Source organism: Burkholderia alba, from assembly GCF_034721475.1.
Classification (GTDB): Bacteria; Pseudomonadota; Gammaproteobacteria; order Burkholderiales; family Burkholderiaceae; genus Burkholderia; species Burkholderia alba.
On sequence record NZ_JAWJWL010000005.1, the window covers coordinates 135,029 to 148,710 of the forward strand.

Annotated in this window: 13 protein-coding genes; 4 read left to right on the forward strand and 9 right to left on the reverse strand. The window is 66.3% G+C overall.

Annotated features, from left to right (window positions below; translation table 11 throughout):
- Nucleotides 1–239 precede the first annotated feature (239 nt).
- On the forward strand, nt 240–590 hold the full coding sequence (locus RZR99_RS07200; RefSeq protein ID WP_323119055.1) for a DOPA 4,5-dioxygenase family protein: 351 nt from the start codon (nt 240–242) through the stop codon (nt 588–590).
- A gap of 87 nt (nt 591–677) precedes the next feature.
- Here RZR99_RS07200 and trhA read toward each other — a convergent pair whose 3' ends face one another.
- The 7 genes from trhA to RZR99_RS07235 form a co-directional block, all read right to left on the reverse strand.
- Nucleotides 678–1,298, reverse strand: coding sequence for a PAQR family membrane homeostasis protein TrhA (trhA, locus tag RZR99_RS07205; protein ID WP_323119056.1), 621 nt, complete (start codon nt 1,296–1,298; stop codon nt 678–680).
- Between the two features lie 235 nt (nt 1,299–1,533).
- Nucleotides 1,534–1,866, reverse strand: coding sequence for a DUF2322 family protein (locus tag RZR99_RS07210; RefSeq protein ID WP_323119057.1), 333 nt, complete (start codon nt 1,864–1,866; stop codon nt 1,534–1,536).
- Nucleotides 1,867–2,077: 211 nt separating this feature from the next.
- On the reverse strand, nt 2,078–2,707 hold the full coding sequence (locus tag RZR99_RS07215) for a nucleoside/nucleotide kinase family protein (protein WP_323119058.1): 630 nt from the start codon (nt 2,705–2,707) through the stop codon (nt 2,078–2,080).
- Between the two features lie 302 nt (nt 2,708–3,009).
- Nucleotides 3,010–3,216 carry a YbdD/YjiX family protein gene (locus tag RZR99_RS07220; RefSeq protein WP_323119059.1) on the reverse strand — a complete coding sequence of 69 codons (207 nt, stop codon included), beginning with the start codon at nt 3,214–3,216 and terminating at the stop codon, nt 3,010–3,012.
- 11 nt (nt 3,217–3,227) lie between these two features.
- Nucleotides 3,228–5,306: a carbon starvation CstA family protein gene (locus tag RZR99_RS07225; protein WP_323119060.1), complete on the reverse strand. Its 2,079-nt coding sequence runs from the start codon at nt 5,304–5,306 to the stop codon at nt 3,228–3,230.
- A 410-nt stretch (nt 5,307–5,716) separates the two neighbouring features.
- Nucleotides 5,717–6,676, reverse strand: a complete 960-nt coding sequence (locus tag RZR99_RS07230; protein ID WP_323119061.1) for a hypothetical protein — start codon at nt 6,674–6,676, stop codon at nt 5,717–5,719.
- A 70-nt stretch (nt 6,677–6,746) separates the two neighbouring features.
- Nucleotides 6,747–7,544: an SDR family oxidoreductase gene (locus RZR99_RS07235; protein WP_323119062.1), complete on the reverse strand. Its 798-nt coding sequence runs from the start codon at nt 7,542–7,544 to the stop codon at nt 6,747–6,749.
- 5 nt (nt 7,545–7,549) lie between these two features.
- Here RZR99_RS07235 and RZR99_RS07240 point away from each other — a divergent pair, with 5 nt between their 5' ends.
- Together RZR99_RS07240 and RZR99_RS07245 are read left to right on the forward strand one after the other, a co-directional pair.
- A complete protein-coding gene (locus RZR99_RS07240; RefSeq protein ID WP_323119063.1) occupies nt 7,550–7,810 on the forward strand; it encodes a hypothetical protein in 261 nt (86 codons plus the stop codon).
- A gap of 169 nt (nt 7,811–7,979) precedes the next feature.
- On the forward strand, nt 7,980–8,741 hold the full coding sequence (locus RZR99_RS07245) for a phospholipase D-like domain-containing protein (RefSeq protein WP_323119064.1): 762 nt from the start codon (nt 7,980–7,982) through the stop codon (nt 8,739–8,741).
- A gap of 100 nt (nt 8,742–8,841) precedes the next feature.
- Here RZR99_RS07245 and RZR99_RS07250 read toward each other — a convergent pair whose 3' ends face one another.
- On the reverse strand, nt 8,842–9,696 hold the full coding sequence (locus RZR99_RS07250) for a mechanosensitive ion channel family protein (RefSeq protein ID WP_323119065.1): 855 nt from the start codon (nt 9,694–9,696) through the stop codon (nt 8,842–8,844).
- Nucleotides 9,697–9,978: 282 nt separating this feature from the next.
- A complete protein-coding gene (locus tag RZR99_RS07255) occupies nt 9,979–12,126 on the reverse strand; it encodes a glucosidase family protein (protein WP_407655414.1) in 2,148 nt (715 codons plus the stop codon).
- Between the two features lie 784 nt (nt 12,127–12,910).
- Between RZR99_RS07255 and RZR99_RS07260 the strand changes: the two genes are divergently transcribed.
- Entirely contained in the window at nt 12,911–13,624 is a 714-nt protein-coding gene (locus RZR99_RS07260; protein WP_323119067.1) for a LuxR family transcriptional regulator, read from the forward strand.
- The last annotated feature ends 58 nt before the right edge of the window (nt 13,625–13,682 follow it).

The window sequence follows — 13,682 nt, forward strand, 5'->3', positions numbered from 1 at the left end:
CATCCGGTTCCGGTCCGCCGGGCGGCGATCCGCGCGATCGGCCGCCACCGGGATTCGATCCCGACGGCTGCCGCGACCGGAGGACCCCCTCTCTTCCGATGCGCGCCTTGCCTCCGTCGACACCGGAGCACCGGATCAAACGTGTCGAGCCGCTTCGGGCGCGCTGGCGAACGGCTCGGGCGTCAGGTACGCTACGACGTTCCCGGTGCGCTACGGGCACGTTCTTCTCGATCATTGCCATGACCCTCCTCGACACGACCGCCATCACCAGCTGGCACGCCCACATCTACTTCGACGCGTCCCGCCGCGACCTGGCATGGGCATTTCGCCAGACGGTCGACCAGCGCTTCGGCACGCTGCTGCAGCTCGGCCGCTTCCACGAACAGCCCGTGGGACCGCATCCCGCCTGGTCCTATCAGCTCGCGTTCGACCCGGCCCACTTCGCCGAAATCGTGCCCTGGCTCGTGCTGAATCACGGCGAGCTCGACGTATTCCTGCATCCGAACACCGGCGACGACCTGCGCGACCATCGCGACTCGGCCGCATGGATCGGCCGCTCGTATGAGCTGAACCTCGCCGGACTGGAATGACGGTTCCGCGCCGCGCGCGAACCGGGCCGCAGTAGCGCCGCGGCCGGGCGTGCGTTCAGGCTCGGCGGCCTCGCGCGCCGAACGGCGTCACGCGACGTAGCGCGCGACGCTGACGAACTGGCACAGGCTGCCCGCCAGCACGAACAGATGCCAGATACCGTGCCCGTGGCGGATGCGTTCGTCGTTGATGAAAAAGTAAATGCCCACGCTATAGATGACGCCGCCCGCCACGAGCCACGCGGTGCCCTCGACAGGCAGCGCGGCGATCAGCGGACGGACGGCCACCAGCGCCAGCCATCCCATCAGCACGTACAGCGCCATCGACACCGCGCGGGTGCGGCGCCCGAGCGTCAGTTCCTGCGCGATGCCCAGCGCGGCGAGCCCCCAGCTCACGCCGAACAGCGACCAACCCCACGGTCCGCGCAGCGTGACGAGCGTGAACGGGGTATAGCTGCCGGCGATCAGCAGGTAGATCGCCGAATGGTCGCATTTCTGCAGGATCGCTTTCAGGCGCGGACGGCGCACGCTGTGGTAAAGCGTCGAGATCGCGTAGAGCAGGAACAGCATCGCGCCGTATACGCTGAAACTCACGACCTTGTAAGCATCGCCTTCGAGCGCACCCATCGTCACGAGCGTTGCCAACCCCGCCACCGACATGACCGCGCCGACGAGGTGGGTAATGCTGTTGAAACGCTCTCCGACATGCACGACGTTGTCCTCCCGCTCGGGTTCGTTACGGCAAATGGCACATGATACCGGCCCCGCCGGCGCGTCGCGTGGCCCGCGCCGCCCGCTGCTTGCGCCGCATCGGCCTGGAGAAGGCGCGGCCCGCGCCGACGCATCGGCGCAGCTTGAGCACGCGAACCCGGCGCGGTTGAGGGCGCGCGGGAGCGCGCACGGTATCGCAATCGTCCGCCGGCATGCGCGGCGCCGCGAAGGGCGCTCAGGCGGCAGCGACGACGTCGATGCGCAGCGCTTCTCCGCCTGCCGCGATCGCCAGCAGGCGATCGACGTTCGGATGCGCGCCCGGACGATTGCGCGCGTCGGCGGTATGCTCGCCGAACACCGCGAGGCCATGCTCGGCCGCCCTGGCGTCCAGCGTCCCGAACGCCTGCCGCAGATAGTGATAAACCGCCAGCGAGCCCTGCTTGCCCGGCGCGTTCGCGATGCTCGCCACCACGGTGCCGCCGCCGTCGACCAGATCGATGCGCTCGATACCGTCGATGGCGGGCAGGTGGGCGAGGTTGTCCTTGAATACGTTGCTCGGTTGAATCACTGGAACACTCCGTTGAGTCGGGGCGCACATCTTAGCCGATCGGATGCCCGGAATCCGGCGCGTTCGCAAGCGATCGGGAGCGGAGCCGGCTGCGTCCCGGGCGTCATGCGCCCTCCGGCATCGAGTCACGTCGGACCGGCACGGACCGACGGCCGGCGCGCTGCGTCGCTCGCGCACGATCGGCACTCGGGCGACCCGCGCCCGGCGCGCATCAGCCCGCCGACGGCGGCCACTCGAACACGAGATCGGCCCGCGCGCGCGTGGACTCGATCAGCGCCGCGTTGGCTTCGTCGGTTTCCCGGACCCAGTGCCTGGCGGCCGCCTCGTCGCGACCGAACAGCATGTGGCGGGCAACCAGCCGCTGCCTGCGCAGCGCCGGATCGACGTCGACATACCAGACCTCGTCGAGCAGCGGACGAACGGCCTTCCAATGGCCGCGCTCCAGCAGCAGATAGTTGCCTTCGGTGATGACGAGCGGCAGATCCGGCATCACGGGGATCGCGCCGGCCACCGGCTCCTCGATTTCTCGACGGAAGGCCGGCGCGTAGATCACTTCGTCGTCGGGCTGCGCGCGCAGCCGGGCCAGCAGCGCCACGTATCCGGCGCTGTCGAACGTATCCTCGGCGCCCTTGCGGGCGGCCCGGCCCAGGCGGGCGAGTTCGAGGTTCGCCAGATGGAAGCCGTCCATGGGCACGACCACCGCGCGGCCCGGCAGCGCGTCGAGCAAGGCCTGCGCGAGCGTCGATTTGCCGGCGCCCGGCGCACCGACCAGCCCGAGAATGCGGCGCCGGCCGTCAACGGCCAGCCGCTGCAGCCGCGCGATGTAGCGATCTTCGATCATAGGAACGATCCGGAAGTGGGTCGACAGGGTCGATTGAGACCAAGCCGGGCTCGCGCTGCGCGGGTCGCCCGACCCGGGTGAATCGCATGGTACAGGCGTTTCGCGCCGGCTTGCGGCGCCTGCCCGCCGACGCTCGCCAAACCTGCGTGCAGCGCGCAGGACACCCGCCCCCGGGACGATGCCGGGCAAGGACGAACGAATGCCCGGAAACGGCCGCGCATCCGTTCCCGCCGGATAAAAAACGCCGTGACCTCGGGTCACGGCGTTGGTCGCGGATCACCGCGCGAGGCGGATCGGCCGGATCAGCAGCACTTTCCCGCGCCCGACCCGTACCGCGCGTTCTGGCGTTCGCGGAAGAATTCCTCGTAGGTCATCACGTCGCGCTCCGGATGTGTCGCCCGCATATGCGCGACGTACGTATCGTAGTCGGGCACGCCGACCATCAAACGCAGCGCCTGCCCGAGATACCGGCCCGCCGTCCGCAGTTCGCCGCCGAGATCGGAGAACATCGCCGCCTCCGTTACCGGCCGCTGCCGAGCGCCTGCCCGGCCGGCATCGGCTCGAACGGCGTCTCGCGCGACGTCGGCTTCGCCTCGCGCCGCGCGCGCAGCACCGCCAGCACGCCGTACACCGCGATGCTCAGCACCACCAGGATGAAGAGCCCCGCCAGCGCCGCGTCGATGTAGTCGTTGAAGATGATCCGCTTCATCTGCGCGATCGACTTCGCGGGCGCGAGCACCTTGCCCTCGTCCACCGCCGCCTGCAGCTTCGCCGCGTGCGCGAGGAAGCTGACCTTCGGATTCGCGTCGAAGATCTTCTGCCAGCCGGCCGTCAGCGTGCAGATCAGCAGCCACACGGTCGGCACGATCGTCACCCACGCGTAGCGCTCGCGCTTCATCTTGAACAGCACCACCGTGCCCAGCACCAGCGCGATCGCGGCCAGCATCTGGTTCGAGATGCCGAACAGCGGCCACAGCGTGTTGATGCCGCCGAGCGGATCGACCACGCCCTGATAGAGGAAATAGCCCCAGGCCGCGACGCACAGCCCGGTCGCGACCAGATTCGCGGGCAGCGACTCGGTGCGCTTCAGCGCCGGATGGAACGTGCCCAGCAGATCCTGCAGCATGAAGCGGCCCGCGCGCGTCCCGGCATCCACCGCCGTCAGGATGAACAGCGCCTCGAACAGGATCGCGAAGTGGTACCAGAAGGCCATCATCGCCGGGCCGCCGATCACCTGGTGCAGGATGTGCGCCATCCCGACCGCGAGCGTCGGCGCGCCGCCGGCACGCGAGATGATGGTCGTCTCGCCCACCGCCTTGGCCGTTTCCGTCAGCATCTCGGGCGTCAGCACGAAGCCCCACTGCGTGACCGTCTGCGCGACCGCCTCGGGCGTCGTGCCGAGCACGGCGGCGGGCGCGTTCATCGCGAAGTAGATGCCCGGCTCGATCACGCACGCGGCGACCAACGCCATGATCGCGACGAACGATTCCATCAGCATCGCGCCGTAGCCGATCATCCGCGCGTTGGTTTCGTTGTCGAGCAGCTTGGGCGTCGTGCCCGACGCGATCAGCGCATGGAAGCCCGACACCGCGCCGCAGGCGATCGTGATGAACAGGAACGGGAACAGGTTGCCCGACCACACCGGGCCGGTGCCGTCGACGAACTTCGTCAGCGCGGGCATCTTCAGTTCCGGCGCGACGATCAGGATGCCGATCGCGAGACCGAGGATGGTGCCGATCTTGAGGAAGGTCGACAGGTAGTCGCGCGGCGCGAGCAGCAGCCACACCGGCAGCACCGACGCGACGAAACCGTAGCCGATCAGGATCCACGTGAGCTGCGTGCCGCTGAACGTGAACCACGCGGCGAGCGTCGGCGAATCGTGCACGACTTGTCCGTAGGAAATCGCCGCCATCAGCCCGATGAAGCCGATGATCGACACTTCGCCGATCCGGCCCGGGCGGATGTAGCGTGTGTAGACGCCCATGAACAGCGCGATCGGAATCGTCGCCGCGACGGTGAAGGTGCCCCACGGCGAATTCGTCAGCGCCTTCACGACGATCAGCGCGAGCACCGCGAGAATGATCACCATGATCAGGAACGCGCCGAACAGCGCGATCACGCCGGGCACCGTGCCAAGCTCCATCTTCACGAGATCGCCGAGCGAGCGGCCGTCGCGGCGCGACGAGATGAACAGCACGATGAAGTCCTGCACCGCGCCCGCGAACACGACGCCCGCGAGAATCCACAGCATGCCGGGCGCATAGCCCATCTGCGCGGCGAGCACGGGACCGACCAGCGGCCCGGCGCCGGCGATCGCGGCGAAGTGATGGCCGAACAGCACGTACTTGTTGGTCGGCACGTAGTCGAGCCCGTCGTTGTACTTGACGGCGGGCGTCATCCGCAGGCCGTCGAGCTGCACGACCTTGCTGGCGATGAAGCGGCTGTAGAAGCGATAGGCGATCAAGTACACGCACACGGCGGCGATCACGATCCACAGCGCGCTGACCCGTTCGCCGTGGCCCAGCGCGATCGTGCCGAACGCGAACGCGCCGAGCAGCGCGACCGCCGTCCAGAGCAGAAATCCGGAAGCCCGATTCATGGCGTCTCCTGTCTATTTATTGAAATGGGCGCGGCGCTCGGCCGCGCTCGATGAAGGCAAGTGTCCCGCTTCGATCGAGCGAAGCGATGGCCGGGTATTGTTCGCTTTCGGCGCGGTGCTAACAAGCGGATTACTACGTATTGCAGGTACGTAAGAATACGTAGGGGTCGGGCGCGAGCCGCGCCACGTCGGCGGCTCGCGCCCGGACCGGGGATAAACCCGGGCCGGGTACGGCGGGACGGCCGATGCCGGATATCAGCCAACGGCGAGCCGCGACGCTCAGGCGTTTGGCCGCCCGGCGACGATCAGCCGGCGCGTTCGAGCGTTTGCTCATCATCGGGTACTGCCCCCGGGAGAAACCGGCGGCGGGCATGGCGGAATGCTCCGGGAACAACACGGTGGACAGCCCCTCATCCGTGATGAGCCGGAACGCCGGCGGACTGCCCCGGTCCACATCCCTTGCCTTGCCTTGCCTTGCCTTGCCTTGCCTTGCCTTGCCTTGCCTTGCCTTGCCTTGCCTTGCCTTGCCTTGCCTTGCCTTGCCTTGCCTTGCCTTGCCTTGCCTTGCCTTGCCTTGCCTTGCCTTGCCTTGCCTTGCCTTGCCTTGCCTTGCCTTGCCTTGCCTTGCCTTGCCTTGCCTTGCCTTGCCTTGCCTTGCCTTGCCTTGCCTTGCCTTGCCTTGCCTTGCCTTGCCTTGCCTTGCCTTGCCTTGCCTTGCCTTGCCTTGCCTTGCCTTGCCTTGCCTTGCCTTGCCTTGCCTTGCCTTGCCTTGCCTTGCCTTGCCTTGCCTTGCCTTGCCTTGCCTTGCCTTGCCTTGCCTTGCCTTGCCTTGCCTTGCCTTGCCTTGCCTTGCCTTGCCTTGCCTTGCCTTGCCTTGCCTTGCCTTGCCTTGCCTTGCCTTGCCTTGCCTTGCCTTGCCTTGCCTTGCCTTGCCTTGCCTTGCCTTGCCTTGCCTTGCCTTGCCTTGCCTTGCCTTGCCTTGCCTTGCCTTGCCTTGCCTTGCCTTGCCTTGCCTTGCCTTGCCTTGCCTTGCCTTGCCTTGCCTTGCCTTGCCTTGCCTTGCCTTGCCTTGCCTTGCCTTGCCTTGCCTTGCCTTGCCTTGCCTTGCCTTGCCTTGCCTTGCCTTGCCTTGCCTTGCCTTGCCTTGCCTTGCCTTGCCTTGCCTTGCCTTGCCTTGCCTTGCCTTGCCTTGCCTTGCCTTGCCTTGCCTTGCCTTGCCTTGCCTTGCCTTGCCTTGCCTTGCCTTGCCTTGCCTTGCCTTGCCTTGCCTTGCCTTGCCTTGCCTTGCCTTGCCTTGCCTTGCCTTGCCTTGCCTTGCTCCGCCGCGCCCTCCGCACGCGCAACGCGAAACGCGGGGAACCACGCGCCAAGCGACCCCGCCTCCGCCGTCGCGAACCCGCGTCCCATCACCTTTGCACCCGAACCCACGCGCCGCCGCGCTCAATTCACCTTCAGACGTCTGGCAAACGCGGTAAACCACGGCAGCGGCAGAAAGCGCTTGAAATACACCGCGATGCGCTCGCGGCCGGCGATCAGCACTTCCTGCCGGTCGCGCTCCACCGCCTGCCAGATGCGTTCCGCGCAAGCGGCCGGGTCCATGCCGCGCCCGATGTCCGGATCGACCTGTCCGAAAGGCAGGCCGCCCGGTCCGAGCGCATTGACCGACACGTCGGTGGCGACGAAGCCCGGGCACGCCGTCGTGAAGCGGATGCCCTGCCCGCCGAGTTCGATCCGCGCGCAGTCGAAGAATCCGTGCAGCGCATGCTTGGCCGCCGCATAGCCCGAACGGCGCGCCATCGCGATATGCCCGAACACGCTGCTCACCGTCACGACGTGACCGCCGCCGCGCGCGAGCATCCCGGGCAGCAGCGCCTTGGTCAACGCCACCGGCGCGAAGAAATCCACCTCCATCAGGCGGCGGTAGTCCCGCACGGCCGTGTCGAGCGTCAGCGTCCGCTGCGACAACCCCGCATTGTTCACCAGCACGTCGATCGGGCCGAAGCAGGCTTCGGCCTGCCGGACGGCCGCCTGCGGATCGTCGAGCGCTTCGAGATCCAGCGGGAGCACCGCGACCTCCTCCGGGCGCGGGCAGGCGGCGCGCACCCGCTGCAACGCGTCGACGCGGCGCGCCGACAGGATCAGTTTGGCGCCGCGGCTCGCGGCGCGCAGCGCGAGGCCCTCGCCGATTCCGCCGGATGCCCCGGTAATCCACACCACCTTGCCGGCCAATTGCGTCATCGCGTGTGCCCTCTTCGATTGTCGATCCGCGATCATTTCACACTCCGGCCGCGACCGGATCGTTCGATCGCACCGGCGTAGGCGAGGCACGAAAACGGCGTCGCGCGCTCGGCGCGACGGTCGAATGGCACGACTATCCGGGCCTCACGCACGACGGCACCGTCAACGCGTCGCGGGTCGATTCGCTGCCGTTCATCCGCAAGGTGATGAACGGTCAGCCCGTCGCCGGCAATTGCGGCGCGCGGGTTCCGCCCGGCAACGCATGACGGACGACGCGCGCTTCGCGGGGCATCCGTCATGCGCCGGAAAGCACGCCGTCAGCTTGCGCGCGACCGCCTTGACCGCCCCCTCGCCGCGTGACAGAGTGGCCGGGGTCGCCGAAGGGCGGCCCCGGTCGTTCCATCCAGTGTCATCCCCTTGTCACGGAGCGTGCAGATGGCTACATCGAAGAAGGCGAGCAAAACGAAGACCCGGACCAGCGCATCGAACGTGATCAGCGATCCGTCGAAAACGCTGCAGACGTTCACGCTCGCGGATCTCGCGCAGTACACCTACGAACACGCCTACTCGACCGACGCCAGCGCGGATGTCCATCTTTTCTACGTGGGGCGCGACGACGTCCACGACATCCTCAAGTACATCCTGTCGCGCGTGAGCGTGTCGCTGTATCTGAACATGTTCGGCTACGACGATCCGGAACTCAACGCCATCCTGATGGATCTCGCCGTCGATCCGACCGTCACGATGCTCGTGACGCTCGACAGCAGCCAGGCCAAGGGCCTCACGGAGCGCGGCATTCTCAATCAGGATCTGTTGAAGAATGCGCCGGCCTTCAATACGCATTTCGCGATCGGCGAATCGCCGACGCATCAGATCACGCACACCAAGGGTTTCGTCGCCGACGGGCGAGTCGCGCTGGAAGGGTCGACGAACTGGTCCCAATCGGGCGAGGGCACCTTCCTGATCCCGACCGGCGGCGTCCAGGTTCCGGCGCCGGGCGGCAAGGGCTACAAGGCGCAGAACAACACCGCGTGCGTGATCACCGATCCCGACACCATCACGCGCTTCCAGACGGAGCTGATCCGCGAGCACATGGCCGTGACCCAGCAGGCGAACGCGAAGCCGTCGGACGCGCTCGCCAAGACCCCGGCGAAGAAAGCCCGGACGCCGGCCAAAAAGGGCAAGGCCGCCGGCTGACCGGTCGTGCGCGCGGCGGCTCGCCCGGCCGTGCGCTCGCTCCGGATATCGGGTACCGAGCGCCGCCTCGACGACGGCGTCCGGCGCGACGAACCGCGCGTCAGTGCGCGCCGCCCGCCTCCTTCACGATATGCAGCTCGCGCGTGCGCACCGGCAGCGCGCACTGCGCGTCGTCGAGCGCCTTGCGCATCTGGCGCGCGAGATCCCAGCGCATGTCCCAGAACGCATCCGTCTTCGACCAGACCCGCACGTTCAGCACCGCGGTGCTGTCGTCGAAGCGCATCACCATCACCTGCGGTGCCGGATCGGGCAGCGCATGCGCGTAACCGGCGGCGAGCCGGCGCAGCGCCTCGATCGCGCGATTGACGTCGTCGCGCATCGACACCTCCACCTCGAGATCCAGCCGGCGGGTCGGATTACGCGTGTAGTTGCGGATCGAATTGCTCCACAGCGCGCTGTTCGGCACGTATTCGCAAATGCCGTCGGGCTTGGTCAGCCGCGTGGTGAACAGGCTGACCTCCTCGACCGTCCCGGCGACGGCTCCGCCGCCGCCGTCGATGTAGTCGCCGACCTTGAACGGGCGCAGCAGCAGCAACATGATCCCGGCCGCGATGTTCTGCATCGTCCCCTGCAGCGCGAGACCGATCGCGAGACCCGCGGCGCCGAGCACCGCGACGATGCTCGCGGTCTGGATGCCGAGCTGCGACAGCGCGCCGACGATCGCGACGATCCGGATGCTCCACACGCTGACGTCGCAGATGATCGGGCGCAGCGTGTCGTCCATCCGCGCCTGATTGGTCAACGCGCGATTGAGCCAGCGGCCCGCGCGCTTCGAAATCCACCAGCCGATCACGAGGATCAGCGCGCTCGTGCATGCGCTGATCGCGAACGTGGAGAGCGCGTTCCACAGGAAGGTCCAGCGGTCGGGATGAATATGGGAAAGAAGTTCTTGCATGAAAGTCCGTGTCTGAATTGACCTCGCGGCGAACGCCGCAACAGGATGGATGGAAAGGCATGCGCCGGACCGGCGCGTCGTAACGGGATGGGATGAAGCGAAGGGAATGACGGCGAACCGGCATCGGGCGGCGCGGCGCGCCTCACCCCGCGCCGTTCAGACAGACAGGCAAAACCGCCTATCGTTCAAATCTCGTTCAATCGGCGCGGCGGGGCCGCACCCCGACGCCGCCGCGGATGAACGCGCGACGGCGTGCCGGATCCGGCACGCCGTCCTCGCCGGTCAGGATCCGGCGCCGAGCGACGCGTAGCTTTGCGCCCCGCCCCGCTCCATCGACCACCAGTATCGTCCGGCGCGCTGCTTCGGATCGCGGATCGCGAGATACGTCGTGCTCCACAGCTGCGCGGCATTCGATTCGGTGACGTCTGTGCTGCGGGTGCCGAACGCATCGGCGCGGTAGCCGCCGTTCACATACGACCAGGTCCACATCTCCGACGCGCGCATGTCCTTCGCGTTCTCGATCACTTCCCACAGGCGCGTGCGCGTCTGCTCGAGCTGCGCACGGACCGCGTCCGGCAGATCCTGGCGCGCCAACTGGCGGTCGAGGCCCGCCGCCCACAGCGCCTGCTGCCATGACCACACCACCGTGCCGTGATACGCGGAGCTGGAGAATTTCGGCCACAGCGATTCGTCCGCGTAGACCGGGTTCGCGACCAGCATCCCGATGTCCGTCGCGAGTCCGGCGGGGAACGGCCGCATCATGTCGGTCGCGATGCGTTCGAGCACGTCGGCGGACGGACTGCCGAACAGCAGCGCGAAGCCGCCGTCGGAATTCATCACCGCCACCGGCTTGCCCTGCGCATCGAGCGACACCGCGTAGAACGACAGCGGCGCGCTCGGCATCGTCCCGGCCGGCACGCCGGCCTGCGCCGCGTAGCGGGTCAGCCGCTCGCCGGCTTGCGCCGCGGGCACCGTGACCTGGAACAGCGGCGGCGCCGCCGCCTCCCACACGCTCGCGGCGCCGGCCGCCGCCGCGAGCGTGGCGCGCTGCTGCGCATCGAGGTACGGGTCGAGCAGCCCCTTGCCGAGGAAGCCGCTCGCCGCCCGCAATGCGGCGGGCACCAGCACCGCGTTGACGTCGTACGGATACACGCCGCCGCCCAGGCCGTCGGTGCTGTCGCGCCAGTTGCCGACGATCTCGCCGCTGCGCAGGCGGATCAGATTGGCGGTGCTCTGCTGCTGCGCGAACGCGCTCGCGCTGTTGACGACCAGCAGCAGGTTGCGCACGAGCCGGCTGCCGTTCGACAGCCCGTCGCCGCCGGTCGCCGCGAGATAGGCCTCCGCGCGCGCCTGGCCGCGCGGATCGTCGATCAGCCAGGCCGCCATGATCGGCGCGAGCAGGTAATCGCCGTCGATCATCTTGTAGTCGTAGGCGGGCGTCGGATCGTTCTGCCGGCCGTGCCTGCCGTTGTCGATCAGCGCGAATTCGCCGATGCCCTCCTCGTGCGCGACACGGCCTTCCGGAGACAGCCGGGCCAGCACCGCGCTCAGGCCCGCCTCGATCGCCACCGGCTGCAGCGCGGGCATCAGCATCCGCAGCGACACCAGCGTGTCGCGGCCGAAGTAGGTGTCGTATTGCCACGAGCCGGCGAGCAGCTTGTCCTCGTAGCTCAGGAAGGCCAGCACGTTCTGGCTGCGCTCGTCGGGATTGACCAACGACGTGAACAGGTCCGGCTTCGCGATCGCGCGCAACGGCGTCTCGCCGCTCAGCGCCTCCATGTGCATACGCAGCGTCGATGCGCCGGAGGCGGCCTGGAACAGCGGCTGGCCGTCCGGGCCCGCCGACACGCGCCCGCCGTCGCGCATCGACACGCGCAGCGCATAGCCCGGCGCGCCGTCGACGCGGTGCCGCGCCCAGGTCACCGTATTGCCGGCGATCGTCGGCGTCGCGCCGATCGCATCGGGAATCGCGGCGCCGCCGTTGTAGTCGCGCAGGAAGCGCACCGAGCTGAGCACCGCCGCGCGCACGGCAAGCCGGTCGATATCGACCGAAAGATCCGCGCCGATGCCGTACAGATCGCGGCCCAGCGCGTCCTTGTTCGTCACCGGCGCGACGGGCGCGTCGAGCGTCCAGTTCACCGGCCGCGCGGTGTCGGCGAACCACAGGCCGGTGCCGCTATTGCCGGCCGGAAACACCGCGAGCAGGCGCGGCTTCGCGGACGAGCGCGCCAGCAGGTGCGCGGCGACCCGGTCCTGCCGGAAGAACGCATTGATCTGGCCGCCCTCGTCTATCCTGAACTGCAGCGACGACGAAGCACCGCCGTCGACAGGCGGCCGGGTGCTGGTGCCGTCGTCGTTTCCGCATCCCGACAGGCCCATGATTAGGAATGCGAACATATGCAACGATCGAATCGAGCGTTTCAGATTCATCCGTGTCTCCTTGTTATCGTCAATGTGTCAGATTATTGACTGACGACTTTAAAACAGATGATTACGAACTGCAAACGATTGACGACATCCGGTTTCATTTGAATGGCTCATCGGTCATGAGGGTTCGATAGCCGACCGCGCGCCGCGATGGTGCAACCGGCCTCGCCGAAGCAGGCTCGATCATTGCCGCGGAGGGCATCCCGCGTGATCGCGGTTCATGCTCAGGGCGAGCACCGGTATCGACAATCCGCGAGGCCGACGCGGATAGGCTCGGTGAATTTCTCGTTTCGTTCGAGCACCGCTTTGGCTCCTCGACTCAGCGCGCGGTTGACGCCCTGTCGACGCGCAACGCACGCGTCATCCCGACGAGAGACCGCCCTCGAGTAACGGGCGGCCCCTGTCGCCGCGCATCGACCCAATTGCCGAATGGTCGAATGGTCGAATGGTCGGAATTCACGTTCATTTACGAAGAACGACGACGTTTATTCATTTCAAAATACTTTCGATTCGTCATCGGATGCTTTCAAATTGAAACAAGTCAACTTGACAACGACATATATCGTGGATTAAGCGCAAGCCATTACTCAGACGAATAGCCACGCTATCCGCTGTTCAAACGTGAGCAAAGATTTAAATCGCCACCGAACCTGCCGCACTGATACAAAATGCTGTCATATAGCAATGATTGAATCGAAAGCGAGATTCCGAGACAATCGCCGTTCCGAGAACCTGCGCAGCCAAAGTTACATCAACATGACGTGGCCGCCATCAAGATCCAAATTAAATGAAGTCACTTCATGAACTTGAGAGAATTTCAGCCTGCGACAGCAACGAATCTCTGATCGAAGCGCTTCATTCGATCGCGAGAGAATATGGTTTTACATCGGTTTTATTAGGACTGAAATCGAGCAAGGCCACCCACTATGAAAATGCGCTGATTTTGACCAACTACCCGCCGGCGTGGCGCAACCTGTATCAGCAGGACAAGCTTCATCTCGTCGATCCTACGGTCAACCATGCGCTGCATCACCTGAAACCCCTGCTTTGGAACCAGGCGAATTTCCGCACGCACCACGAATGCGTTCTGTACGAACAGGCCGCAGGGTTTGGCTTGAAGGTCGGCATCACGCTGCCGATTCACGGTACAAAAGGAGAATTCGGCCTGCTCAGTTTTGCGTCCGATTACAGGCTCAGCCACGCCGACATGCTGGCGAGCGTCTCCACCCTGGCGTTGACCCGCGATCTGGTGTTCGAATCCGGGCTGGGACTCATTCCGCCCGATACCCAGAAATCGTGTAAATCGCCGCTGACGCCCAGGGAATCGGAATGTCTCAAATGGGTGACGAGCGGCAAGACATCATGGGAAATCTCGAAGATCCTGGTCTGCTCCGAGGCTACCGTCAACTTTCACGTTTCAAACATTCTCAAGAAACTCGGCGTAATAAATCGTCAGCAAGCGATCGCCAAAAGCCTGATGGAGGGATGGGTCGTCGTATGACGATGTATCGGGCTGCGCTGCCGGACCCTATCAGATGTTCTAGTATTCGCCGCGACTG

Bases quoted from the DNA above. Each gene is read 5' to 3' on its own strand.
- RZR99_RS07255 (WP_407655414.1), bottom strand. From the start codon at position 12,126: ATGAATCTGAAACGCTCGATTCGATCGTTGCATATGTTCGCATTCCTA.
- RZR99_RS07215 (WP_323119058.1), bottom strand. From the start codon at position 2,707: ATGATCGAAGATCGCTACATCGCGCGGCTGCAGCGGCTGGCCGTTGAC.
- RZR99_RS07225 (WP_323119060.1), bottom strand. From the start codon at position 5,306: ATGAATCGGGCTTCCGGATTTCTGCTCTGGACGGCGGTCGCGCTGCTC.
- RZR99_RS07235 (WP_323119062.1), bottom strand. From the start codon at position 7,544: ATGACGCAATTGGCCGGCAAGGTGGTGTGGATTACCGGGGCATCCGGC.
- RZR99_RS07250 (WP_323119065.1), bottom strand. From the start codon at position 9,696: ATGCAAGAACTTCTTTCCCATATTCATCCCGACCGCTGGACCTTCCTG.
- RZR99_RS07200 (WP_323119055.1), top strand. From the start codon at position 240: ATGACCCTCCTCGACACGACCGCCATCACCAGCTGGCACGCCCACATC.
- RZR99_RS07260 (WP_323119067.1), top strand. From the start codon at position 12,911: ATGAAGTCACTTCATGAACTTGAGAGAATTTCAGCCTGCGACAGCAAC.
- RZR99_RS07245 (WP_323119064.1), top strand. From the start codon at position 7,980: ATGGCTACATCGAAGAAGGCGAGCAAAACGAAGACCCGGACCAGCGCA.
- RZR99_RS07220 (WP_323119059.1), bottom strand. From the start codon at position 3,216: ATGTTCTCCGATCTCGGCGGCGAACTGCGGACGGCGGGCCGGTATCTC.